The organism is Sphaerisporangium sp. NPDC051017, from assembly GCF_040683095.1.
Lineage (GTDB): Bacteria > Actinomycetota > Actinomycetes > Streptosporangiales > Streptosporangiaceae > Sphaerisporangium.
In genome coordinates this window covers 306,528-327,307 of record NZ_JBFBCI010000001.1, presented here as the reverse complement: position 1 = coordinate 327,307, position 20,780 = coordinate 306,528, and the positions used below count along the sequence as shown (strand labels likewise).

The 20,780-nt window shown below is 67.4% G+C and carries 16 protein-coding genes and 1 pseudogene; 9 read left to right on the top strand and 8 right to left on the bottom strand.

The genetic code is table 11. The features are described 5' to 3' along the window. Positions 1–223: 223 nt before the first annotated feature. A complete protein-coding gene (locus AB0M95_RS01565) occupies positions 224–1,381 on the top strand; it encodes a hypothetical protein (protein ID WP_363758053.1) in 1,158 nt (385 codons plus the stop codon). Between the two features lie 102 nt (positions 1,382–1,483). On the opposite strand, the gene AB0M95_RS01560 is transcribed toward AB0M95_RS01565, so the two are convergent. From AB0M95_RS01560 to AB0M95_RS01535, 6 genes are all read right to left on the bottom strand, one after another. After that, positions 1,484–1,936 carry a DUF1801 domain-containing protein gene (locus AB0M95_RS01560; protein ID WP_363758051.1) on the bottom strand — a complete coding sequence of 151 codons (453 nt, stop codon included), beginning with the start codon at positions 1,934–1,936 and terminating at the stop codon, positions 1,484–1,486. Between the two features lie 116 nt (positions 1,937–2,052). Then, on the bottom strand, positions 2,053–3,324 hold the full coding sequence (locus tag AB0M95_RS01555; RefSeq protein ID WP_363758049.1) for a glycosyltransferase: 1,272 nt from the start codon (positions 3,322–3,324) through the stop codon (positions 2,053–2,055). After that, positions 3,321–5,543 (bottom strand): GH92 family glycosyl hydrolase, encoded by a 2,223-nt coding sequence (locus AB0M95_RS01550; RefSeq protein WP_363758414.1) that lies wholly within the window; start codon positions 5,541–5,543, stop codon positions 3,321–3,323. The genes AB0M95_RS01555 and AB0M95_RS01550 overlap by 4 nt, the downstream gene beginning before the upstream one ends. A 234-nt stretch (positions 5,544–5,777) precedes the next feature. Further along, positions 5,778–8,582: a bifunctional YncE family protein/alkaline phosphatase family protein gene (locus tag AB0M95_RS01545; protein ID WP_363758047.1), complete on the bottom strand. Its 2,805-nt coding sequence runs from the start codon at positions 8,580–8,582 to the stop codon at positions 5,778–5,780. 4 nt (positions 8,583–8,586) lie between these two features. Further along, a complete protein-coding gene (locus tag AB0M95_RS01540) occupies positions 8,587–9,942 on the bottom strand; it encodes an ABC transporter permease (RefSeq protein WP_363758045.1) in 1,356 nt (451 codons plus the stop codon). After that, the gene (locus AB0M95_RS01535) at positions 9,939–10,901 is read right to left on the bottom strand and encodes an ABC transporter ATP-binding protein (RefSeq protein ID WP_363758043.1); all 963 of its coding nucleotides are present in this window, start codon (positions 10,899–10,901) and stop codon (positions 9,939–9,941) included. Before AB0M95_RS01535 ends, AB0M95_RS01540 begins: the two co-directional genes overlap by 4 nt. A gap of 348 nt (positions 10,902–11,249) precedes the next feature. Between AB0M95_RS01535 and AB0M95_RS01530 the strand changes: the two genes are divergently transcribed. Then, positions 11,250–12,521 carry a histidine kinase gene (locus AB0M95_RS01530; RefSeq protein WP_363758041.1) on the top strand — a complete coding sequence of 424 codons (1,272 nt, stop codon included), beginning with the start codon at positions 11,250–11,252 and terminating at the stop codon, positions 12,519–12,521. Continuing rightward, positions 12,521–13,225 (top strand): response regulator transcription factor, encoded by a 705-nt coding sequence (locus AB0M95_RS01525; protein ID WP_363758039.1) that lies wholly within the window; start codon positions 12,521–12,523, stop codon positions 13,223–13,225. Before AB0M95_RS01530 ends, AB0M95_RS01525 begins: the two co-directional genes overlap by 1 nt. Here the strand turns inward: AB0M95_RS01525 and AB0M95_RS01520 are convergent. Beyond that, complete coding sequence (locus AB0M95_RS01520; protein WP_363758037.1) at positions 13,173–13,991, bottom strand: CPBP family intramembrane glutamic endopeptidase; 819 nt, start codon at positions 13,989–13,991, stop codon at positions 13,173–13,175. The two genes, AB0M95_RS01525 and AB0M95_RS01520, sit on opposite strands and share 53 nt — an antisense overlap. A gap of 645 nt (positions 13,992–14,636) precedes the next feature. Further along, positions 14,637–15,065, bottom strand: coding sequence for an NUDIX hydrolase (locus tag AB0M95_RS01515; protein WP_363758035.1), 429 nt, complete (start codon positions 15,063–15,065; stop codon positions 14,637–14,639). A gap of 198 nt (positions 15,066–15,263) precedes the next feature. Here AB0M95_RS01515 and AB0M95_RS01510 point away from each other — a divergent pair, with 198 nt between their 5' ends. The 6 genes and pseudogenes from AB0M95_RS01510 (at position 15,264) to AB0M95_RS01485 (ending at position 20,463) form a co-directional block, all read left to right on the top strand. Beyond that, complete coding sequence (locus tag AB0M95_RS01510; RefSeq protein WP_363758033.1) at positions 15,264–15,467, top strand: hypothetical protein; 204 nt, start codon at positions 15,264–15,266, stop codon at positions 15,465–15,467. Between the two features lie 365 nt (positions 15,468–15,832). Next, positions 15,833–16,153: a prevent-host-death protein gene (locus tag AB0M95_RS01505; protein ID WP_363758031.1), complete on the top strand. Its 321-nt coding sequence runs from the start codon at positions 15,833–15,835 to the stop codon at positions 16,151–16,153. Further along, positions 16,150–16,560 carry a type II toxin-antitoxin system VapC family toxin gene (locus AB0M95_RS01500; RefSeq protein WP_363758029.1) on the top strand — a complete coding sequence of 137 codons (411 nt, stop codon included), beginning with the start codon at positions 16,150–16,152 and terminating at the stop codon, positions 16,558–16,560. The genes AB0M95_RS01505 and AB0M95_RS01500 overlap by 4 nt, the downstream gene beginning before the upstream one ends. A gap of 252 nt (positions 16,561–16,812) precedes the next feature. Beyond that, positions 16,813–17,469, top strand: a pseudogene (lgt, locus tag AB0M95_RS01495) (prolipoprotein diacylglyceryl transferase); the annotation flags it as partial. Positions 17,470–18,402: 933 nt separating this feature from the next. Next, positions 18,403–18,576 carry a hypothetical protein gene (locus AB0M95_RS01490; RefSeq protein WP_363758027.1) on the top strand — a complete coding sequence of 58 codons (174 nt, stop codon included), beginning with the start codon at positions 18,403–18,405 and terminating at the stop codon, positions 18,574–18,576. Between the two features lie 558 nt (positions 18,577–19,134). After that, positions 19,135–20,463, top strand: coding sequence for a PD-(D/E)XK nuclease family protein (locus AB0M95_RS01485; RefSeq protein WP_363758025.1), 1,329 nt, complete (start codon positions 19,135–19,137; stop codon positions 20,461–20,463). Positions 20,464–20,780 lie beyond the last annotated feature (317 nt).

Sequence of the window (20,780 nt, the reverse complement as noted above, 5' to 3'; positions counted from 1 at the left end):
GCGGAAACCCGGTTGCGGGGCCGCCGTTCCCCGCCTGGCATGACGCGCCACCGTGGTGCTCCGGCACGGCCCCTCGCCGAAGGTAAGCCGGCCTGCCTCGGGCGGCAGGGGCGGATCGCGGCCACCGGTAGAGCACGGCCTCCACCTGATCTGGGGGGGCGTCCGCGACTCCGGCGCGGCGGGAGGCGAATACTGGTCCCAGGACCAGCGACGGGGGTGTCGCATGATCACCACAGAGACGATCAGCCGGATCATCCGCTTCAACGGGGGCGAAGTGCCCGTGGTCTCGTTGTACGCGAAGGCGGGGCAGGACGGCCCCGCCGCCCTGCGCACCCAGGTCAACAGCCTGCTCCATGAGATCCGCCCGCTCACGGAGGACGCGTCGCTCGGACGGCCCGCGCGCCTGTCGGTACGCGGCGATATCCAGCGCATCGAGGGCCTGGAGGGCCTCGAACGCATGGGACCCGGCGCGGTGGCGATCTTCTCGTGCAGCGAAGGCGACTTCTTCGAGCAGGTCAACCTGCCGCGCGGCGTCCGGGACCGGGTCGTGGTAGGCGCCACGCCATGGGTCCGCCCGATGCTGGCGGTGCTGAACGAGTACCACCCCGCCTGCGTCCTGGTTGTGGACCGGCGTTCCGCGCAGGCCTGGGAGCTGTACCAGGACGAGATGCGGGAGATCCGCGAGTTTCGGGACCCGGCCCTGCGCAAGCCCAACTACGCGGGCTGGTACGGGCTCATGGAGCACCGCGTGCGCAACCGCGCCGACGACCTGACCAAGCGGCACTTCCGCAACGCCGTGCGGGTGCTCGACGAGCTGTTCCGCGCCGGGGGCCACGAGCTGCTGATCGTCGGCGGGCATCCGGAGGAGGTCCCGAACTTCCTGGAGTTCCTCCCTTACGATCTCCGGCCGAAGGTCGCCGGGACCTTCACGATCGATGCTTGGACGGCCACGCCGGCCGACATCCGGCACAGCGCCGAGCGCATCGTCGAGCAGTACGAGCGCGACGAGGAACGGCGGCGGGTCGCCGAGGTCATGGAGGCGGCGGCGATGCGCAGGCCGGTCGCCCTGGGCCTGGACGAGTGCCTGTGGGCCGGCTCCGTCGCCGCGGTGCGGACCCTGCTGGTCCAGGAGGGCGCGACGGCCCCGGGCGTCGTGTGCGACGAGTCGGGCTGGCTGGCGACCTCGGGCGACACCTGCCCGCTGTGCGGCCGGGCGACCCGCCGGACGCCGGACGTCATCGACGATCTGGCCCAGGCCGTGATCGACGAGAGCGGCGCGGTCGAACACGTCCTCGCCGACACCCAACTCAAGGCCCACAACGTGGCCGCAGCCCTCCGCTTCCCGCTGCCCCGGCGAGCCCCGCAGGACACTCCTACCTGACGACACCGGTGCGCGTCGTACCTGAGCGCGTCGCCGACCTTCGCACCGAGGGGGGCCGGCCGACGACGGCTCCTCGCGGGTGTGGTCGGCGCACGCCGTGATCTACGGTTGTGGTGCTGGTTCACCCGCTTTGTTCAGGCCCTTGTGCACCCGGACCGTGCGGTCGACGAGCTCGCGCAGCACACTCTCGTCGACGTCGTCGAGCCGTTTCAGGTAGAGGCATCCCTTTCTGGTCTGGTGCGGGCCCAGGCGGGCGAGCACCGACGCGTGCCGTTCTTCGAACCCGCCCACCAGGTAGACGACGAGATGCTGCTTCCGCGGCGAGAAGCTCACAAGGGGCCAGTCACCCGTTCGCCCGCTCTTGTAGGTGTAGCGGTAGGAGCCGAAGCCGACGATGCTCGACCCCCACATCACCGCCGGCTCACCGGTCACCTCGCGCAGAATCGCGCACAGGCGCTCCGCGTCGGCCCGCCGGCGCTCGTCGGGCACCGCGCTCAGGAAATCGCCCACCCCGGCGCCGGTCGGCACCGTCACCGGCTGTTTCGATGTCACCACGCGCTCATGCTGGCACACCAGTACGACAAATCTCGTCCGCGCGCCCCCTGGTATGCGGACCGATCCTCGCCGGGTCTTGCGGCGATCCTCTCGACCCGCGGGAGCTTCCCCGCCGTTCAGTGGACCCCGACGGGCCTCTCCTGCGGGAACAGGCTGTCGAACACCGCGGCCCGGTCGAAGGACATGGCGCGGGCGCGGGCGCGAAGCTCCAGGTCCCGCCGCTCGGCGGCGGACATGTCCAGGACCACGCGGTCCACGGTCGCGGCCAGACCGGCGATGTCCCCTGGCTCGACGACGACGGCGGTGTCGCCGACCGCCTCCAGGGTCCCGCCCGTCGTCGTGGTGATGATCGGTCCACCGCCGGACAGCATCTTCTCGGCCAGGGCGATGCCGAACGTCTCGACGAAGTCGGGCTCGGGCTTGGTGGGCAGGGTATACGCCGCGCAGCCGCGCATGAGCAGTGGCTTCTCCTGATCGTCGACATCGGTGAGGAAGATCACCCGGTCGTCCTCCTTGGCCATCGCGCGCACGTGCTCCAGCGCCGGCCCGGTGCCGGCGACGACCAGTTTCACGCGCGACCGGCAGCGCATCTGACCGAAGGCGATCAACAGGTCGTAGATCCCCTTGGCCCGGGCCACCCGGGACAGGAACAGGATGTACCCGTCACGCTCCAGGCCGCGTCGCGCGAGTGCGGCGTCCACCTGCGCCGGATCCGGGTCGAGAAACGCGGCGGAATCGATCGGCGGGTAGCTGACGGTCACGCGGCGCCGGCATTGTTCGGCGAACCGGGTGCCGGAGTGAGCGTCGACCTGCTCGGCCGAGGCGATGATCTCTTCCCGGGTGTACTCGGAGACCGCGACGACCTCGTCGTTGGCCAGGAATGTGGTGAACAGTACGGTCGCCGCGCCGAACCGGCCTTCTCGCAGGCACGACCGGATGACGTTGGTCACGTCGGATCCGACCGCTTTCGCGATGGTGTGGACGTTGGGCGCGAACCCGGCCGCCCGCGCGGCGGTGACCGCGTCCGTGACCACCGTGGTGTGCGGGACGAGGTACATGGACAGGCAGGTCGTGGGGACCGGTTCGGCGAGCAGCTCGACGAGGCGGCCGGTGAGGCCGGCCAGGTGGCGCCCGTCCGGCACCCGGTAGTCCCCCACCGGCTCCGGCCGCTCCACGGTGATCCCGGCGCTGTACGGCAGCAGCCGGTCCAGCGGCTTGAGCGGTAACCCGGCCGCTTGCAGCGCCGGAATCGGCCAGGTCAGCAGCACGACATCGTCGAACCCGCGGGTCAACGCGACTTCGGCGAGATTACGGGCTTCGCCGGAATGACCACAGATGACCGGGTCAGCCCTGACCACGATGACGAGACGGCGACGGGGGTGGGTCATCGCTCTTCCTCCGGTGTCATGGACGGATCGGAAAGGGACGGCGGCCGGATCCTCCGTCCCCACGCGGACGGCCCCGGGCCCAGCCGCAGGTGCAGGAGGCCGCCGCGGTGCACGGTGGCGGCGTTCAGGTGCGTCGCGTGCACGGGCTTGCCGTTGAGGGTCGCCGACTGGACGTACCGCGCCGGTGGATCATGATCGATGCCGTCGACGCCGATCGGTGTCTCGCGGTGCCCGCTGGTCTCGATGACGAACTCGTTGCCGCCGATCCGGAGCACGGCCCGGGCGAACGCGGGGGCGTTGATGAGGAACAGGTTCTGACCGGCGACCGGGAACAGCCCCAGCGAGGCCCAGACGTACCACGAGCTCAGGCCGCCGGAGTCGTCGTTACCGGGCAACCCGCCAGGTCCGGTACCGAACTGCCAGGTCAGCGCCCCGTGCACCACCTGGGCCGTGCGGTCGGGCCGGCCCGCGTAGTGGTACGCCCACGGCGCCTCCATGTCGGGCTCGTTGTTCAACCCCTCGAAGCGGTTCAGGGCATATCCGGCCGCCATCTCCGCCGCGCGCGGGCGCCGGCCGGGCTGCCGTACCGGTGCGGCGCCGAAGCCGAAGAACCTGTCCAGCTTGTCGATGAAGGCCCCGTCGCCGCCGGCCAGGGCGATCCTCGCGGCCATGTCGTGCAGCAACCGGAACGAGTAGTTCCACTTGCCGCCCTCGTAGAACTCCGAGTCGCGCAGCAGTCCCGTGCTCGGGTCGAAGGCGTTGGACCACTGACGGCCGCGGTCCTCGAGATCGTCGGCCAGGTGGTGGTCGTTCAGCGCCCGGGCGACCTGTGCCGTGCAGTGGTGGGCGTAGGCGAGGTCGAGCGTGTGGGTGATCGGGTGCACCACTCCGTGCTCGAAGAAGTCCTCGCCGTACAGACGGCGCAGGTCGTCGACCATGTGCACGAGCGCCCAGTTCCAGTCCAGGCCCGGCCGGCCGAGCGCGTGGGCGTCGGTCAGCGCGATGTGCGCGAGCGCGCTGGCCTGGCGGAAGAACCGGTCGGCCCCGCGGGCCATCCGGTATCCGATCGGGAAGTTGCCTTCCTCCTCGCAGACCCGGATCAGCGACTCCAGCAGGTCCATGGCACGGTCCGGGACGATGGCCGCGAGCAGCGGGAGCTGGGTCTTGTAGATGTCCCACATGGTGCACACGTCGAACGCGTACGGCCCGGGGTTCGGCCAGAACGGGCTTTCGTCGTCGGCGACGCACGGCTTGATCAACGAGTGGTAGAGCGCCGTCGCGAACACGGTGCGGCGGGCCGGCGTGCCACCCTCGACCTGCACACGGTCGAGGTGCTCGCTCCAGCGGGCCTGGGTACGGGAGCGCACCGCGTCGAACGCCGGCCGTGTACCCCCGCACTCGCGCTCAAGGTTCTGCCGCGCCTGGTCGCACCCGCGCAGCGAGAACCCGAGCCGTACCTCGACGGTCTGCCCGGGCTCGGCCGGGCCCATGAAGAGCATGCCGAAAGGTCGCAGCGTGGTGTGCCGGATGCTGTCGAAGTCCAGGCGGGTGCCGCCGTCGATGAGCCGCCGGTCGTACCAGAGCATCTGCCGCCAGCCCGGGCTGTCGACGTCCACGTCCACGTACACCGACAGCGGGACGCCCTCCATCACCACCGTGCCCTGCGCCCGGCCCTGGCCCATGCCCTCCACCTGTGCCCGCAACGGCACGGTTCGGCCGTGTTCGATGGCCAGGCCGCCACAGGACAGGTCGACCACCACACGGGCGCTGCCGTGCTCCGGAAACGTGTACCGATGCACGGCGACCTTGGCGCCCACGGTGAGCTCACAGCGAATCCCGGTGTCCAAGGTGGCGGCGTAGTAACCCGCCTCCGCCACCTCGTCGTGCAGCGGCCAGGCCTCGCCCAGCACGTCCAGTGGCTGCACCATCGGAGTGACCCGGACGTAGTTGTAGTACTTGCGGATCGCGCCGGTGCCGGACTGCTGGAAGTGGGTGAACCCCGACGCCTGTAGCCGCTCGAACATCTCCTCGGGCACGCCCTCGGTGTTCTTCGTGTACCGCCCGTACCCCGTCGGGTACGCGCCGGAGTAGGCGCAGGCCGACACCATGCCCAGCGGCGACGTGGCACCCGGATGCGTGTTGCCGACCTGGGGTTTCGGCCACCACCAAGTGGCGGCGAGACCACGCGCCCGAGGCAGGTCGGTCGCCGTGGTGCCGATGAAGGGGTCAACATTGTCGAGGATGGCGGGACTCTATCGGGCGCCGTCCCACCATTGGGTTTCGCTGAGGTGAAATCATCCTTCGGTCCTGCGGCACTGATCACCTGGAACGGGCTTGAACGCGGTCATCCTGCGACCAGGTGAATCGCAGGACCGCCGGTTGCGCGGTTCACGCAGGCGGACGACCCGCCGGGATCCCGGCGGGCCGTTGCCGTTGTGTGCGTCGTGCGAAGGTCAGCCGTCGGATTCCGGCGCCGGCAGGTAGCCGCCGGGGACCTCGTCCGGGGTGAAGATCTTCTCCTCACCCGGGTAGGGCGTGGTCCAGTCGTGCGCCTGGTACCAGGTGAAGTGGTTCATCAGCGCGGGGTTGGCGGAGTCCGCGACCGCGTTCGACCCGCTCAGGTGCTGCTCGTTCTGCCAGGCGGTCCAGACGTCGATGATGTGCTGCGTCTCGGCGGACACGGCAGACGCCGTGGTCGCCGCGGCAACCGCCGTGGTCTGCGCGGCGGCCGCCGAGGCGCCCGCCGGGGCCGGGGTGTCGTTGCCGCAGGCCGGCGGGGTGGACAGGCCGTTGGTGAGCGGCACCTGGTTGGGCACCGCGTCGAACGGCGTGAAGTCGGGCTTGTTGGTGAAGGCCTCGCTCATCGGGGTGGCGGCGCTGTCCTTCTGGTTCATCGGCTGGATCCCGAGGATCTGCTCGATGGTGCGGATCATGGTGATCTGCGTGTAGTAGTTGCTGTCCACGGTGCCGTGCTGGGCCCACGGGCTGATGATCTGCACGGGGCCGCGCGCGCCGTCGACGTGGTCGACGCCGTTCTGGGTGTCGTCCTCGATCACGAAGATCGCGGAGTCCTTCCACCACTTGCTGTGCGAGATCTTGTCAACGATCTTGCCGACGGCCAGGTCGTTGTCGGCGACCTGCGCGACCGAGTTCGGCGCCCCACCGGTGTGGTCGCTGGAGAGCCAGAACATGTTGAGGTTGGCCGGGCCGTTGGCCTCGAAGTCACGCTTCCAGATCTCGTACCGGTAGATGTCCGGGATGTTGAGGTCGTACTTCGGGTACGAGCGCACCGTGATGTCGTTGAGCGACGGGATCGGCGACTGGGTGTCCGACTTCAGGGTGGTGTCCTGACCGGTCGCCGCCATGTTCCGGGCGTCGCAGTAGTACTTCTGCCACGACGCGCCGGACGGCTTGGTCAGGAACTGGGTGAACTCCCCGAAGTTGCGGGCGGTCTTGCCGGCGGCCTGGGCACCGGTCCACAGGAAGCCGGTGCGCTGGTGGCCGAGCGCGTCGTCCTCCGTGTCGTAGCTGCGCTGGTACTCGCCGGCGCTGGACTCGGTGTACTCCGGGTTGTCGGCCTGCATCAGCCAGTTGTGGCCCTCGGCGGAGTTGGTGCCGATGTCGTAGGTGTTGTCGTAGAGACCGAACTGACGCGCGAGAGCGTGCTGGTTCGGGGTGACCTTCTCCCCGAACTGCGCCAGCGACGGGTCGCCGTTGCCGCGCGGGTCGTCGCCGAACACCTGGTCGTAGGTGCGGTTCTCCTTGACCAGCAGGAAGACGTGCTTGATGGTCGACAGGTCGCCGAGGCGCTTCGGGACCGGCACGGCGTGCTGGGAATTGCCCCGAGCCTGCTTGACGTCGTTCTTGCCCCAGCCGTTCTGCTCGAAGACCGTGTCCGTGGACTTGGAGATCTCCCGGTCGGACGGCAGGCGGAACCGGGTCAGCGAGCCGGTCGAGTCGTGGGTGTTGTGGCCCGTGGCCGGCGTGGTGCCGGTGCCCTTGTCGATCGTGCGCGTCGGGCCACGCTCGCCGATGCCGCGGAGGTTGGTGACGACCACGTCGTCGCCGACGGTGGTCACCTCCTCCGGGTAGTAGTCCGTCGGGAGCAGGCCGACGAAGCTGACCGGCTCCTGCGGCCTGCTGTACCGGTAGACGGCGACCGCGTTCGCCCGGCCGAGGGTGACCAGCAGGTGACCGTCCTCGGTCAGGGTCACACCGTTCGGCGCGTAGCCGACCTCGGCCTCCGGCCACGGCTGGGTGGCGATCGTCTGGACGACCTTGTCCTTGGCCGTGTCGATCACCGAGACCGAGTCGTCGAACGTGTTGGTGACGAAGAGCACGCCACGGGCGGCGTGCATCGCGGTCGGGTGCAGGCCGACGTCGACGGAGCCGACCGCGGCCGCCGTGTCGGCGATGTTGATCACGCTCACGGTGCCGGTGGTCGTGGCACCGGTCACCGGGTTGGCCGGCACCTGGGTGCCGTAGGAGTTCATCGTCGTCTCGCCGGGCTTGGCCGGGCGGCCGCCCTCGTTGCTGACGTAGAGCTTGCTACCCACCAGCGCCAGGCCACGCGGCGCGGTGCCGACGGTCCAGCTCTGCTGGATCGCGCCGGTCGCGGCGTCGATCGCCACGACGCGGTTCTGGCCGTTGACGGCGGCGTACACGGTCTTGCCGTCAGGGGTGAAGACCGCCTGGGCGGGCAGCGCCCGCTTCGAGCCCTGCGCGGCGATGGGGACGGACGTCGGGGTGCCGAGGGTGCCGTCGGCGTTCACCGGGAAGCGGGTGAAGCCGTCGATCTGCGGCAGCCACAGGGTCTTGCCGTCCGGAGAGTAGGCCGGCCCCTCCTGCCCGACGTTGTTGTTGGAGATGCGCACACCGGCCGTCGAGGCGGTCCCGGCCTGCTGCAGCACCTTGTAGTTCTGGAGGTCGACGATGGTCAGGGCGATCGAGCGGTCGTTGGTGAGCGCCGCGAGGAAGCGGCCGTCCGGGCTGACCGTCGAGGCGAGCAGCTTGCCGTTGTCGACGAGCAGGCGCTCACCGATCGGCTTGATGATCTGGTCGCTGGCGAGCTGCAGGCCGGCCTCGTACGTGGAGCCGACCAGGTTGGTGCCGAACACCTCGGTGGAGGCGTAGGCGATGCCCCCGCCGGCGACGGCGATGGCTACGGTGCCGGCCGCCACCACGCGGATCCGGCGGCCGGTGCGTCCGTCCAAGAACCCGAGACGGCTCTTCGGCACACGCTGACGCTTGACGTGCATGAATTCATTCCTTCGGAGTGCTCGCAAGCAGGTCGACGTTCCCGTCGAACTGCCACAGGGGGTTGGGCGCGTCTCCGGTCGGAGTGCGCACCTGGAAGTAGCCGTTGACCTCCTTCGGTCCGTCTCCGTCGGCGACGTACCGCCCGTCCGCGGTGACGTCGAGCTGGTAGATGGCCGATCCCACGGCGGTCGCGCCGGGGAGGTGCCAGGACACGACGCAGCGCCAGTCGTTGCCCGCTCCCTCGTCGGCGACCCGGGATCCGCCCTTGTCACAGGACGCGGTGGCCTGCATCTGGGCCTCGGTGACGTCGGGGCGATTGAGCTCACGCGTCTGCAGCCGGTAGAGGTGGGCGAACACCGTGGCGAGCGAGTTCTGCACCTTCACCTTGTCGATCCCCGAGCCCGTGGCCGGGGTGGCGCCGGCGATCACGCCGAACGTGAGGGCGACGAGCGCGACCAGCGGCAGGACCGCCGCCACGAGGACCTGCCGGCCCGACCCGTCGTAGGTCAGGTCGGTGAAGTCGCGGCGCAGGAACAAGCGGTAGGCCAGTGCCGTGGCGATGACCGCCCACGCGAGGCTCACCACGAAGCCGATGAGGAGAGGGCCCGCCTGCGCCGGGCTGGTGAAAAGCCCGCGCCAGGCGAGGAAGGCATGGCTCGGCAAGGACAGTTGCACGGCCACCGGCAGCGGGAGAAGTTGCGCGAGCTGCAGCACGAAGGCGAGGAGCGCGGGCATCAGCAGACCCATCGGGGAGCGGCCCAGGGCGACCGAGCCGAGGAGGCCGACCGCGGCGAACGCCAGCGTCGGCGCCAGCGCGCAGGCCCACGCGAGCAAGACCGTACGGGCCGCGTCCGCCGGGGCGAGCAGATGGCCGTCCAGGCCGGCGAGCGGGTGGTCGCCGACCGCGGCCAGGCCGCCGGCGATTCCCGACGCGGCCAGTCCGGCCACGAGCAGCAGGATCACGGTGAGGCTGGCGAGGGTCTTCGCCACGAAGATCCGCCGCGGGGAGCGCACCGCCACGAGGAGATGGCGCCACGTGCCCAGCCGGTCCTCGACGGCGAAGACGTCGCCGGCGACCAGCGCCGTCAGCAGCGGGAGCGCCCAGCTGCACGAGAAGTCCAGCACGACCAGCGACCCCGCCCAGCCGGTCGCGTTCATCCAACGGCCGAAGACCGTGTCGGCGGGAAGCGTGCTCTGCAGGCTCACCGCGGCCACGAAGACCGCCGGGCCGATCCAGCATGCCGCGAGCAGCAGGCGGATCCGCCACTGGGAGAGCAGTTTGACCAGCTCGAACCGGTAGCCGTGCAGCATGGGCGCCGGCCGGGCGGCGGCCCGGGGTTCGGTGACGGTCGCGGTCATCGCATGTCCTCCTGGTCGGTCTGCTCGGGCACGGTGGCGGTCCCGGTCAGGGCCAGGAACGCGGCCTCGAGCGGCGCCACCACGGGCCCCAGCTCCCGGAGCGCCACGCCGGCTCGCACGAGCCGCACGACCAGTTCGTCGAGGGCCGGCACCGGCCCGCGGACGACGACGTCGGCGTCCAGCCGTTGACCGGGATCCCGGGGCACGACGCGGAGCCCGGGCGTCTCCGACGCCAGCCGGTGGGCGGCCACCGGGTCGGAGGTGACGAGCCGGTAGTCGAGCTCGCCGCTCTCGGCGGCGAGCTTGCTCAGCGGGCCGGAGAAGACGACCCGTCCGGTGGCGAGGATGGTGACGTCGGAGCACAGCGCGGCGAGGTCGTCCATCCGGTGGCTGGAGAGGACCACCGCGGTCCCGTCCGCGGCGAGTCCGGTGATGACGCGGTGCACGTGGTGCTTGCCGGCGGGGTCCAGGCCGTTGGCCGGCTCGTCGAGGACGAGCAGGCGCGGCTTGGTGAGCAGCGCGGCGGCCAGCCCGAGCCGCTGGCGCATCCCCAGCGAGAAGCCCCGGACACGGTCGTCGGCGACGTCGGTGAGCCCGACCTGCTCCAACGCGTCGTCGACGCCGGCGGTGCCCCCTGCGTCGTACCGGCGCAGTGCCGCCAGGGCCGAGAGGTTCTGCCGAGCGGTGAGCGAGGGATAAAGCCCGGGTCCGTCCACGAAGCCCGCGACACCGTCGGGTACGGCGAGCGTCCGCCCGACCGGCGTACCGAGGATCTCCAGGCTGCCACTGTCCGCGACCGCCAGGCCCAGGAGCAGACCGAGGAGCGTCGTCTTGCCCGCGCCGTTCGCGCCGACCAGGCCGTGAACCTGCCCGCCGGCCACATCGAGGTCGACGCCGTCGAGTGCGACCACATCACCGAAGGACTTCCTGATCCCGCGAGCCCGGACTGCGGAGGTCATGTGCATGTCGGTCTCCCTTAGCTTGATCCTCAGCAAGAGGAGAACCTAGGGATCGGGGTTTGCCTTGGTAAGGCGCACAGTCGAACGTTGGGCAAACCCCACACAACCCGGCGATACGCCATATAAAGCACTGATACGTGACGTAATACGTCGATATGCCACTTAACCGGGTGATATGCCGCATAACCTGGGTCAACGCGCTCTGGATCTCACGCCGGGCGCGAGGCGGCTCAGGACACCGGAGGTGGTGGCGCCTCCGATGGAGTTGCGGGAAGAAGGGCGTCAGCGCCTGTGCCCCTACCCTGGGGCTGCCGCACCGGCCGAACGGTCACGGAGGATCGGGAGACCTTGAAACAGCGGACCTTCCTCGCCGCCCGCATCGACCAGTGGTCACGAGAGCACCCCAGACTGCTGGATCTCACCCTGGCCGGCTTGATGTGGCTGGTCTTCGGCCTGTTGAGTGCTCTCGCGGGGCTGCCCGCCTTCCTCGTCGCCACCGCGGCCATCCTCCCGCTCGCCGTACGGCGACGCTTCCCCACCGCGGTTCTTGCCTCGTCGGCCACGGCCTTCGCCGTTCAGCTCATGGTGGTGGCGATTCCGTTACCGGCGAACATCGCGCAGGCGATCGTCGTCTATACGGTCGCCGCGCACGTAGAGTCTCTGCCGATCCGCCTGCTCGCCCTCGGTGCCGCGCTCGCCGGCAGCGTACTGGCCGGCTTTCGATGGAGCACCCCGCCCGAATACCCGGCGAACGTACTCAAGAACGCCGCGGTCCTGGGGATCCTGTGTGTCCTGGTCTGGGTCATCGGCAACCTCGTCCGCGGCCGCCAGGCCAACATGGCCGCACTGCGCGAGGCGCGCGCCCGGCTCGAAGAGGGCCGGTTGCAGCGCGAACGGTTCGTCGCGCAGCAGCGACGTGTCATCGCCGCACGGGAGATTCACGACATCGTGGCCCACTCGCTCACCGTCGTGATCGTGCAGGCCGACGGCGCCGAATACGCCGCCGAGCACGCGCGGCCCTGGAACCGCGGGGACGCGGGAAAGGTATTCGCCACGATCGGGCGTGCCGCCCGATCGGCCCTCGCAGAGGTGCGTGGCGTCATCGCGGTTCTCCGCGACGCCGACGCAGACGCAGACGGGGCGGACGAGTCGCGCGGGGCCGGGCCGGGAGTCGCCGAGCTGCGGCAGCTCGTGGACTCGGTAAGGGCGGCGGGGCTCGCAGTGGACGCCGATGCCGAGCCGAGCGTGTTCGACGATGTTCCCCCCGCGATACGGTTTGCCGTGCTCCGTGTCATCCGCGAGTCACTGACGAACGTGCTGAAGCACGCTGGCCCGCACGCCACAGCGCACCTGCTCGTGGCGAGGACGCAGGAAGGGATCATGGTTCGAGTCAAGGACGACGGTGTCGGTGTCCGTCGCGCCGCGGACCTCGCTTCCGAACCCGGCTACGGTCTCGACGGAATGCGCGAGCGCTTGCGCACCCTGGGCGGAGTGCTGGAGGCAGGCCCACGCCGTGGTGGCGGATTCGTGGTCGACGCCGCGATCCCCGTCGCCGTTCTGCCGCCCTCCGCCGGACCTGCGGGCCTTCGGTCGGGCGGCATGAGGCGAATCGGCGAGTGATGAGTCCCGACCGCCTCATCCGCGTCTTCTTGGTGGACGACCAGGAACTGGTGCGCACCGGGTTCGCGATGATCCTCGACGCCACCCCCGATCTGCGGGTCGTCGGAACGGCCGGCGACGGGCAGACGGCCCTCGACGCCCTGCGACGGCCCGAGCACCGTGCCGACGTCGTCCTGATGGACATTCGCATGCCGGGCATCGACGGCGTGGAAACCACCCGGCGGCTGCTGGCCACACCCGACCCGCCACACGTCGTCATGCTGACGACATTCGACGACGACGAGCTTCTCGTCGGTGCCCTACGAGCTGGAGCGGCCGGGTTCCTGCTCAAGGACGCGGGCGCGGCGGAGCTTCTGGCGGCGGTCCGGGCGGCCGCCGCCGGGGAGGCGCCCATCGCGCCGAGGCTCGTACGTCGCCTGATCGACTCGTTCGTCCTCACGCCGCCGACCACCAAATCCCCCGAGCACCCACCCGCCGCCGCGTCCAGGCTCGGGCGTCTCACCACCCGCGAACGCGAGATCCTCGCCTCGGTCGGCCTGGGACTCACCAACGCGGAGATCGCCGCGCGACTGCAGCTGGCGGAATCGACCGTCAAGACGCACCTCGGCTCAGTGCTGCGCAAGCTCGAGCTACGCGACCGCGTGCAGGCGGTCATCCTCGCGCAGACACAGGGGCTGACCGACGACTCGCAGCGGACCGGCTGATCCCGATCGCGAGAGCGCAGACAGCCGTGCCGACGAGCACGAACAGCCCGGTGTCACCGGCCAGGTACTCGCGCACCACCACGGCCTGCTCCTTCTCCGTCGAGATCGCGTACTCCAGCAACAGGGCGAAGGTGGCGTTGTGCGCGAAGTGGGCCAGCACGACCGGCCACACGCTGCCGGACATGACACGCAGGTACCCGAAGAGGAACGAGAACGCGACCACCGAGCCACTGAACAGCAGCAACACCAGGCTGCGGTTCCCCTCGCTGTGGTAATACGGCGTGAACAGGATGTACGGCAGATGCCAGGCGATCCACACCAGCCCGACGACGAGCATCGCCGAGCGCTCGCCCAGGAACGCGAGCCGTGGCTGAAGATAGCCCCGCCAGCCGATCTCTTCGGCGAACGCCAGAATCGGCCCGGTGATACACACAGCGATCACCGACTGCACCCAGTCCCCCTGCGGCGCGGAGATCCGGCCGAACCCGAGCGCGACGGCGCCCGCGGTGGCGAGCAGGCAGACGCCGGCGGTGGTGGCGACCGCGAGCGGCCACGCTCGCAGGCCGAGCCGCCCCATGCCGAGCCGGCGCCACCCGCCTCTGGAGTACCCCTCTCGCGTGATGACGAGCAGCATCGCCATCACGACGAGCAACGGCGACAGGGCGAGGACGAGCCCGCCGGCGATGTTGGCGGTACCCAGCGAGATCGCGAGCGTCAGGACGATGAAAACGATCGAAGAAGCGCGATCGGAGAGCCGTTCGAACACGGAACAGACCTTCTTTCGGGAGTAGGCCCGGCCCAGTGTTCAAGAACCCGCCGCCCCCGCCATCCACCACCGGTCCGAATTCCAACCCCTTCCCCGCCCGCCCTTCCCCTCCTGGGACTAGCACCCCCGCCTTAGAGACCACGCAGCTTGTCAGACGGGGGCCGCCTGCGAATCCCGGATCTTGTCCGCTTGGACTGTTGGGAGGTTCGGCGGTGACATCATGCAATCGGCTTCGCGGTTGGGCGTCGATTGAGTGCGCGTCGGGGAGCGCATGCAAGTCATGTCTGACGATCTGCGGGTTGACGCCGACAGACCCGGAGCCGCCGGGGTGAGCCAGGCCACCGGCGGATCCAGGAGCCATGGTGAACGCCGCCCCAGAGGACATGCCGCGCCTGCTGGACAACACGAACTCACAACCAAGCCCAACGGCCCCACCAGACCCCAACCCCGCGCCTTGGGGCGACGGGTACCCGTTATGCAGCGGGTGCTTCGTAGGCGGACGGCGCACATTCCCGCCGCCGTTCGAGACCGGCGCTCACGCAGCACGCCCAGACGGCGGGCGGCCAAGGGCTGGGCCGCCACCTTGATACTTAAATACTTAAAAGCGAAATTCGGCAAGGTCTCGGTGCTCGTCCAGGCAACGGATCAAAGCACACGTGTGCCGTGGTGGTGGCGGATGGCCGGTGTGTGGTCGTTGCGCATGGCGTCCAGGACGCGGACGGCGAATGCTTCGGAGGCGAGAGTACGGACCTCGTCCGCGGTGACCCAGCGGAATGAGCGGGCCTCGTCGGTTTCGGTGAGGTGGCCGCCGATGACCTTGCAGCGGAAGACCAGGGCGACGATGGCGCGGGTCATGTTCTTGTAGACGCCGGTGAGGGTGACGGGTTCGACGTCGAGGCCGGTTTCCTCGCGTACCTCGCGGAGTAGGCCGGTGATGATGTCCTCGTCGCGTTCGAGGACGCCGCCGGGGGCTTCCCAATGGCCGTTGTCGCGGCGTTGGGTGAGGAGGGCGCGGCCTTGGTCGTCGATGATCACGCCTGCCACGCTGACCGAGTGCGTGTTCTGGTGATCCATCGGGACTACCTCCGCCCGTGCGGGTCACTACCTTCAAGACCGTAGTACACGTATGTACGAGTTGAGGAGTTGGGTCGTGGCCGAACTGCCGTTGCCGGATCTGGACCCGACCAGCGATCGAGCGGTGTTCCGTCAGATCGCCGATCACATCCGTGACGCGATCGAGCAAAGCATCTTGGCCGAGGTGAGAAAGCACCCTTGGAGGTCGCGCAGTCCGGCGCGAGCCTCACCGACCTGAAGGCACGCATGGGCCACGACAGTGACCGGGCCGCACTCATCTACCAGCACGCCACGCGGGACGCTGACCAGAGAATCGCCGATGCGCTCAGCGCGCGGGTGGAGGCCGAGCGGAAGAGGGACGATGACGACGGGATGGCCGGTGCCCTGGCCCCCGCGAGGTAATGGCACGTTAATGGCAAGAACGCCGCTTTCCCTGGGTGAGAAGGCGCGACTGGTAGAGCCTAGGGAAGTCGAACCCCTGACTTCCTGCTTGCAAAGACGCGCACCACTCGCGCCCGACTTGCATCTTCCCAGGTCAGGTGGCTGATCGCACTTCCCGTGAGGCCCTCCATTCCCTCTTGATCACCGTCCGATCGGGCACGCCACGGGCATGATCTAGGTTCCGTGAGGTAGCCACAGCTCGACGGCCTCACGCACGGACAGTCCTTGGATGGCCACCCGCCTTCTGGTTCGCCAACGCCTTCCTCACACCGACACCCAGGTGCTACTTAGTAGCACCAGATGGCACGCAGAGGTAGAGTTGATGAGTGAGCATTCCGGAGCCCGACCACTCCCATCAGATCTCCCAGCGTGATCTGCGCAACCGGTCAGCGGAGATCATGGATGGGCTGGAACGCGGAGAGCGGTACGCCGTCACACGCAACGGCCACCACATCGGCGATCTGGTCCCCATCCGTCGCCGACGCCGGGCTGTCTCACGGGCCGAGTTCGCCGCCGTGTCCCGCGGCATGCCTCGCCTTGACGACCGAAAGTACCGCGAGGACATGGATCACCATGTCAATGACGACCTCTACAACCCTTACGACCGCGCCTACAGCAGAGGCGAGTTCGCAGAGGACGGGGAATGACCCCCACCCAAGGGTTGCTCGACACCAACATCCTCATCCTCCGCGCCGGAATCGACCCCGACGAGCTACCCGACGAGATGATGATCAGCGCCATCACCACTGCAGAGCTGTCGGTCGGTGTGCTGGTGGCCACCGGGGCGCAGGAACTCGCCCAGCGGATGAAGATCCTTCAGACCACCGAAGCCGAGTTCGACCCCCTGCCCTTCGACGACACCGCCGCCCGCGAGTACGGCCAACTGTGGACCACCGTCATCGCCACCGGCCGCAAACCCCGCCCCCGAACAGCGGACCTGATGATCGCCTGCGTGGCGATCGCGAACCGGCTCCCCCTGTATACCTGCAACCCAAAGGATTTCAAGGGCCTGGACCACCTGCTCACCGTAGTCCCGGTCACACGGCCACGGTGAGGCAACGTATGACCCCCGCGACGCAGAGGGGAATCGTCGGCCACTCGTCTGATTCACTGAAGATCCTGATGTTGAGCAGTCGGGTTCACGCGCGTGCCGCAGCCAGCGGCGTTCGGAGGTGTAGCCCAGCAGTGCCGACGGCACCGCCAGCGTGACCAACTCGGCGTCGCTGAGGATCGGAGCGATCTCCGATGCCGACCTTCGGCCGCCAGGGAGCCAGCTGCGGGGTCCACGCCGCGCCACGCCGCAGGAATTGCGGGCGGCGAGAAAGGCACGATCAGCGACCTCGCGGTCCCCGCAGTGATCTTCGGTCTGATCGGCGCTCGTCTCTACCACGTCATCACCGACTGGCAGACCTACTTCGGCCCGCGCGCGATCAAGGAGCCCTACCGGGCGCTGTTCATCTGGGAAGGCGGGCTCAGCATCTGGGGCGCGGTCGCCCTGGGAGGCATGGGCATGTGGCTGGCCTGCCGCCGCCGGGGACTGTCCCTCAGCGCCGTGGCCGACACGGTCGCGCCCAGCATCGCGTTCGGGCAGGCGATCGCCCGCTGGGGCAACTGGTTCAACCAGGAACTGTACGGCAGTCCGACCACGTTGCCGTGGGGCCTGGAGATCGACCAGGCGCACGGCGGCCAGTGGGGCGTGCTCTACCACCCGACGTTCCTGTACGAGTCGCTGTGGGACGCGGCGCTCGGTTTCGGACTGATCCTGGCCGGCAGGCGATTCACGCTGCGCCACGGCCGCCTGTTCGCCCTCTACGTCGCCGGCTACACGTTCGGGCGGTTCTGGATCGAGGGGCTGCGGATCGACCCGGTTGGCGGGGTGGACCACGCGGTGACGTTCCTGGAGCTGCGGATCAACCAGTGGACCTCGATCGTGCTGTTCGTCGGCGCGCTGGTCTATCTCTGGGTGACTCGTGACAAGGACACCGAAGAGATCGTGGTGCCGGCCTCGCACAAGCAGGACGGCGGGGAGACCACCGATCTGGCGCATCCAGCCGACCCTGCCGACGCGAAGAAGGACACCCGCCGAGCTCCAGGAGGCTCTTGACGGCGCGGAGCCTGGTTCATCGCTGCTCCTGCGGCTGCACCGGCGCTTGGCCGGCACGACGTGGACCTTCTCTTGCTCGCTGGATGCCGGTGCCGGATGAGCTCACTTCCTTGGACGCCGAGGCCGACGGTCGGGCCGCGTCACCGGAAGCCAGACATGATAGTCACCTAGTTTTCACTCACCCTCGCCCCACAGGGATCGACGAGGGTGAATCTTACGAGGTGGAGCCTAGGGGAGTCGAACCCCCGACTTCCTGCTTGCAAACGAGCGCCAGTCACGACGTAGATGGCTCTCCCCCTGCTCAAGTGGTTGTTAGTGAGCGGTGGCGTGTGATCGCGTAAGGCCGTGTTGCTGTACTCGCTGCTGTACACAGCACTCCTTGCTGGCGACGAGCACAGTCACTCGATGGCAATGCGAGCTGCACCGCAGGGCCGCCGGGCCCGAGGAACGGAACCCTCGCGGCAGCCAAGACACCGCATTCCGAGAGCAGCGTCAGTGCGGCTGGTGCATGCGCCGCGAGCTGTGCACAAACATGCCGCTCACTCCGCATCCAAGTCAAGATCATCCTACGGCCGGGAAAGGCGAACTCACCAGGCAACATGTTGATCATTTTCGCTTCAAGTAACAACTTCGAAGCATGCACACTAGCGAGCGCAAATCGTGACAAGATGCCACATTATGACTCGAACAAGAGTAATCATGGAGTTACTGATAGTATGCTTCGCTACCGGACTCACAGGGTGCTCCGGAGGCGGCGGTTGCGCTGACATCCAGCTTCGCGTTGACGCCTTCATGCAGAAGTCGCATGAGCTACGCGACCAGGGACTTAAAGACGAGGGGTGGGAGGAAGTCAAGAACGCGGCCGCCCTCATCAACATGACTCCGTCGTGCTACTCGGACATCGAGATCGCCGAGGCGCGCAAGCTTCTCCCTGTCGACTGGCCACAATTCAAACGCAACGAATAGAACCCAAGGCTAGGACGGTCCCCCGTGACCTACATCGCGTAGATCAGGACGAACCAGCTCTCAATTCACTCGTTAATTGATCATTGGCAAGCGGTCGAGTCCTCGATCCTGGAATACGCGTCTTGCAGGCGAACTCACAGCCATGGACCGCCTCGGCCTGCGCACCCAGCATCAGCCTCGGTGCCTGTTCTAGTTCAAGTCGAAAGAAAGCATCTGACCAGGAGGACCATCTAGGTGGCATGGCACGACGAATTAGGATTATACGGAAATGGACAGCGGCTGAGGGTATCAGCTACAGAAATATCGTCGACCTCTCAATGTGGTCGATACCTAGCTCTCAAGACACGTCCACACCTCAACACAAGTGCATGGCGTGCACATCGTGGGAAACCGAACGTCTTTCTCGTCGGAGATCTAGTTGAGCTCTACAGCGCGGCACTTAACGATCCAGAGGTAAGAGCCACAGCCTCCAGCTTGAGGGGTTGGCTCAAAGCCCGGTTCAACGAGCGAGGGACACATCGCCTACTGCGCCCCTATTTGGAGCGGGCCGTCGAGAACATGCTCGATGCCCATGAGGAAATTGAGGCTAAGCTTGGTCCGCTCCATCTAATAAACAGGGCTCCGAGGATTCAATATCTACAAGGAATTGAACTTGCGGCTTGGGCATTGGTTTATGAAAGTCGTGACGGTATCCGTGAGATCCGCAGGCATCGCATCTCGACAGCACACGCAGATCCGAATGATTCCGACATGCTATGGGCAATCACCGCAGCAAAGGTTTCCGCTGACCTACCGGGCGACATCGCTCCAACCCGAATCCGGGTAGTAGAGATAGGCGGTGTTGACGGAAGTAGCTCGGTACTGTTTGACGATAGTCCTTCCACAGCTACAGCCACCTTTGAAGAAATTGGCCGACCGCAGGCTCAACAAACTACCCAAGGAGGGGCTCGCGTCAATCCCTGTCGCGAATGTTCTTCGTGTAAGGTTGCCGGCATCTGCGAGGCATTGCCAAACGTTACTGGAATGCTCGGCCAGAGTGGGCCTGGATTTGAATTTCGCTCTGTGTCGCCGATGGAGCTGAGTGCATATCGACAGTGTCCTGCACAGTGGTTTCTTGACCACATGAACAAGCTACCCAAAGAAAAGGGGGAGACAGAGGCGCAAGCGCGAGGGCGCGTGGTTCATGACTGGATAGCGAAGGCTCACAGCCGAGGCGTAGCTTGCCAACTGGAGGATCTTCCGTCTCCTGATGGAGATATCGGCAGTATAGCCGAAGTCCTCTCGCTAGAAGATTATACAGCCGCTTATCCATTCCTTGTTCAGCATGTGGCACGATGCCCACTGGGCGATCCCGGAATACGGGTGCGGACAATAGAGGAATCTGTATATGGGCTAGACCTGGCGGCGCAAGTCATTGCAGCAACAAAGCCAGATATGCTGTACAGTCGAGGCGATCGGCTCGTTGCCCGAGAGGTGAAGACGAGCACTGATTTCCCAGCGCAGGGCAGGGATGAGGCATACAGTCAAAACCTACAGATCCCCTTCCTGCTGACCATGATCACCAACGGCCTCTCTGCATGGTACGGCGCGACCGCCGGAACAGTGGAGCTCGAATGGCTGACCCCCGACGGCAGCGAGGTGTGGTCATGGGATTCAGATCATCAACTGACCGTACGCGTTGCCCAAGGGGACATCCGCCGCGAAGCTGACGCCTGGCACAATGACAGAGCCTGGAACAGTCGGCCAGGGCCTCATTGTACCTGGTGTCCGGTCAGGGAATGGTGTCCCGACAAAGATAAGCAGAGCATCCGATCACCTCTCACTGACGCAACAGCCACGGTGAACCCCCTAGCCGGCCAGATGGGTCACGATTTGCCCCCGTTCTAGTACCGAAACGCAGGCAGACCTGCCAAGGTATAGGTGTGAGTTCGTCCGCCCGGCCGTCGCCAGCCAACATGCCACCACGACGGCGGCCAGCGATCCCAAGTAAGCCGGGCAACGCTCCCCGGAACGATTTTCACAAGGCAACCCATATTGCGCGCCGGGGTTGGAGCGACGCGGAAGTCTGGCCTGATACCGGCATCCTTCTGCTCTTGGGCGACAATTCCAGTCTACTGGAAATCTTCCTGCGGCACTTTAGTGGTCGCATCCGAATTCCTCGTAAGATCGAGAATGAAGTGCGAGGGCACTCCACGGCGACCGGC

Coding starts and splice junctions, on each gene's coding strand:
- AB0M95_RS01565 (WP_363758053.1), top strand. CDS start 224: ATGATCACCACAGAGACGATCAGCCGGATCATCCGCTTCAACGGGGGC.
- AB0M95_RS01555 (WP_363758049.1), bottom strand. CDS start 3,324: ATGACCCACCCCCGTCGCCGTCTCGTCATCGTGGTCAGGGCTGACCCG.
- AB0M95_RS01545 (WP_363758047.1), bottom strand. CDS start 8,582: ATGCACGTCAAGCGTCAGCGTGTGCCGAAGAGCCGTCTCGGGTTCTTG.
- AB0M95_RS01540 (WP_363758045.1), bottom strand. CDS start 9,942: ATGACCGCGACCGTCACCGAACCCCGGGCCGCCGCCCGGCCGGCGCCC.
- AB0M95_RS01535 (WP_363758043.1), bottom strand. CDS start 10,901: ATGACCTCCGCAGTCCGGGCTCGCGGGATCAGGAAGTCCTTCGGTGAT.
- AB0M95_RS01525 (WP_363758039.1), top strand. CDS start 12,521: ATGAGTCCCGACCGCCTCATCCGCGTCTTCTTGGTGGACGACCAGGAA.
- AB0M95_RS01515 (WP_363758035.1), bottom strand. CDS start 15,065: ATGGATCACCAGAACACGCACTCGGTCAGCGTGGCAGGCGTGATCATC.
- AB0M95_RS01500 (WP_363758029.1), top strand. CDS start 16,150: ATGACCCCCACCCAAGGGTTGCTCGACACCAACATCCTCATCCTCCGC.
- AB0M95_RS01490 (WP_363758027.1), top strand. CDS start 18,403: ATGCAGAAGTCGCATGAGCTACGCGACCAGGGACTTAAAGACGAGGGG.
- AB0M95_RS01485 (WP_363758025.1), top strand. CDS start 19,135: ATGCTCGATGCCCATGAGGAAATTGAGGCTAAGCTTGGTCCGCTCCAT.